A 3,158-nucleotide genomic window follows, 5' to 3' on the forward strand; every position below is an offset into this window, starting at 1 on the left:
CCCATTCTCATGGCAGAAGCGGTATATGGAGCCATACTCATATTTTCTGTACCTCCGGCAACCACTATATCAGCATCTCCTGCTTTAATCATTTGTGCTGCCATTGATACAGCTCTAAGTCCTGAACCGCATAATATATTTATAGTTAATGCTGGTTTATCTACAGGTATTCCAGCATTAATTGAAACCTGCCTTGCAACGTTTGGAAGAAGTGCTGATTGTATAACACATCCGAAATAAGTTTCGTCAACTTGCTCTGGTTTTATATTTGCTCTTTTTAATGCCTCTTTTACTGCTATTGTACCTAATTCTACAGCTGATACATTAGAAAATGAACCTAAGAATTTACCTACAGGTGTTCTAACTGCACTAGCTATAACTACTTCTCTCATAGTTTTTCTCCTTAAATAATATATAATAGTTATTTAAATTATTTTCAAATATCATACTATAGTATAGTAATTAAAAATTGATTTTACAAGTATATTGAGTGCAAAAAAGTTAATGATGTACAAAGCCTAATGAATCAAAATTAATTTCTTTATTGTTTATATCTATAAATTTAATGAAGTTGTTTGAAAATTCTTTAACTTTTCCTATTTTTATTAAATTATTTTCTTCCTGTATTTCATCTTTAGAGCTGAAAATAATAGCATAATCTTCACCTCCGGTAAGGATGGATTTTAATATTTCTTTATAATTTTGATAGTCTGTATTGAAAAATCTATTAACTAAATTCCAATTAGAATGTTCATATATTTCAATAGATTTGCTTGATTCCTCAGCAATATGGGAAGCATCCTGCAAAAGCCCATCGCTTATATCTATAGAAGAGTTTATTTTATATTTGTTTATAACTTCCTGCCATTTATCATAAAAAAGTTTAGGTCTTAAATGAGTTTTAATATTTTCATCATTATAATCATAATTTCCAGATAAAAGTTTTTTTAGTCCTATATCGCTTTCTCCTACAAATCCAAGCACATAAACATTATCTCCTTCTTGAGCATTGCTTCTTAATATGGATTTATTCTTTTCTATTGTACCTATTAAAGTTATGGATATAAAAAAAGAATCATTTGAACTTGTAGTATCCCCTCCGGATATTTCTATATTATAAGGATTACATGCATCTAAAAATCCCTTATACCATTCTAATATATTTTCATCGTTTATTTTTTTAGGGATAGATAATGAAATAAATATATTTGTTGGATAAGCTCCTTTACATATAATATCGCTTATATTTGCTTGTGCAGATTTATATCCAATATCGTAGAAAGAATAGTATTTTAAAGAGAAATGTATATTTTCTGCTAATATATCAGTAGTTACAAGAATATCTTTATCATTGCTTATGTTTTTTATTACAGCACAATCATCGCCTATATTTAAATTATTACTTGTATTATTATTTTTTGTTAATTCTTTTATTTTTTTTATAAGTTTGAATTCATGCATTTTATTAATTCCATATAATTTCTAATAATTATAACATATATAATATATCTTTTAAATCATTAAAAATAGTTATTTAGGCATTCTATTGTTTACTAGAATTACAGAATCTTGTAAAAATCGAGCTTTTAATAAAATATTATTTAAATTACAGAAAAATTGTAAAAAAATACCAAAAATCTGTAAATTTTGAGTAAAAAAAGAGTAAATAAATTTGACATATATTGTATAATGTACTATAATATAAATGTAAAGATAATTTACTTCTATATATGCTATTTTTACAAAAATAATAAGGAGATTATTTATGACAACTATAAAAAGATGTTTATCAATAGTTTTTGTTTTAGCTATATGTTCAGGTGCATTATTTGCTCAATATAATGGATATTATGATCAGCAGCAAGGAGGTGGATATCAAGATCCTTATGCTCAACAGCCACCAGCACAGAACCCTTATGCACAGCCACAACAAGGAGCTAATCCTCAATACGGTTATGGTGTACAGTTATCGTCTATACCTCAGAATGCACAAAACTTTATCAAACAGCATTTTTCAGGCATTGAAGTAACTTTTATAGAAAGAGATTGGGAGGATATAGAGGTTTATTTAGCTAATGGTACTCAAGTAGATTTCTTCCCTAATGGAGATTGGAAAGAGGTTAAATGCTATGGAAATATGCCAAATGGTATACTTCCTGCGAATGTTATGAATACAGTTAAAAAAACTTATCCTAATGCAGCTATAGTAAAGATAGAAAAACAATTTACTACATTTCAAGTAAAATTAAATAATATGATGGAATTGTATATAGACAGCAATGGACAATTATTAGGTCAGCAGTGGGATGACTGATTAAAATAAAAATAAAGTAATTAAAATAAAAAGATTAGGAGGATTTTATCATGAAAAAAATACTTTGTTTATTAGTAGCTTTGACAGTTATAGGTTCTTCAGCTTTATTTGCTGATTGGTATGTACCTTTGAATCAAGTTCCTCAAGCAGTTTTAGCAAGAGCTAGACAAACATATCCGCAGGCACAAGTTTGGGCAGTAGAAATGGAACATTATAATGTTTATAAAGTAAAAATGAGCAATATGATGGAATTGTACATTGATAAGGCTGGTAACTTATTAGGTCAAGAATGGGACGATTAATATAATTTGAATAGGAGTTTTTTATGAAGAGAATACTTTGTTTATTAGTAGCTTTGACAGTTATAGGTTCTTCAGCTTTATTTGCTGATTGGTATATACCTTTAGAGCAGGTTCCTCAGGCAGTTTTATCTACTGCTAGGAGAACATATCCTCAAGCACAAATTTGGGCAGTAGAAATGGAACATTATAATGTTTATAAAGTAAAAATGAGCAATATGATGGAATTGTACATTGATAAAGCTGGTAACTTATTAGGGCAAGATTTTGATTAATTTTATTCATATATTTATTTTATAAGGTAAAGTTATTTAATATGACTTTACCTTATAAAAGTAATTTTAGAGGTTATTTATGGACAAATCAAAAATTTTATTAATATTATCAGTAATTATTTTGGTATGCAGTATTATTGTTGCTAGGTATCAAAGTTCTACAGCATATACTAATTTTACAAATATTACATCTAAACTTCTTAATACTAATGATACTACATTAAATGAAGATCATAAGCCGGTAGAAGAGAATGTTTATTATAATCCTTT

At 27.5% G+C, this 3,158-nt stretch carries 6 protein-coding genes; 4 read left to right on the forward strand and 2 right to left on the reverse strand.

Features of this window, described 5'->3' with window-relative positions; all coding sequences use genetic code 11:
- The coding region (locus Q0J90_RS12495; RefSeq protein WP_297278225.1) for a beta-ketoacyl synthase N-terminal-like domain-containing protein at window positions 1-392 on the reverse strand (392 nt) is incomplete at its 3' end.
- A 109-nt stretch (window positions 393-501) separates the two neighbouring features.
- Entirely contained in the window at window positions 502-1,461 is a 960-nt protein-coding gene (gene thiL / locus Q0J90_RS12500; protein WP_297278226.1) for a thiamine-phosphate kinase, read from the reverse strand.
- A gap of 304 nt (window positions 1,462-1,765) precedes the next feature.
- On the opposite strand from thiL, the gene Q0J90_RS12505 reads away from it, so the two are divergent.
- The 4 genes from Q0J90_RS12505 to Q0J90_RS12520 all read left to right on the forward strand — a co-directional run.
- On the forward strand, window positions 1,766-2,314 hold the full coding sequence (locus tag Q0J90_RS12505; RefSeq protein ID WP_297278227.1) for a PepSY-like domain-containing protein: 549 nt from the start codon (window positions 1,766-1,768) through the stop codon (window positions 2,312-2,314).
- A 50-nt stretch (window positions 2,315-2,364) separates the two neighbouring features.
- Complete coding sequence (locus Q0J90_RS12510; RefSeq protein WP_028330352.1) at window positions 2,365-2,616, forward strand: PepSY-like domain-containing protein; 252 nt, start codon at window positions 2,365-2,367, stop codon at window positions 2,614-2,616.
- 23 nt (window positions 2,617-2,639) lie between these two features.
- Window positions 2,640-2,888 (forward strand): PepSY-like domain-containing protein, encoded by a 249-nt coding sequence (locus Q0J90_RS12515; RefSeq protein WP_028330353.1) that lies wholly within the window; start codon window positions 2,640-2,642, stop codon window positions 2,886-2,888.
- Window positions 2,889-2,967: 79 nt separating this feature from the next.
- Window positions 2,968-3,158, forward strand: a 191-nt coding sequence (locus tag Q0J90_RS12520; protein WP_297278228.1) for a hypothetical protein, incomplete at its 3' end; no start/stop codon positions are given.

This window comes from uncultured Brachyspira sp., from assembly GCF_944390595.1.
Lineage (GTDB): Bacteria > Spirochaetota > Brachyspiria > Brachyspirales > Brachyspiraceae > Brachyspira.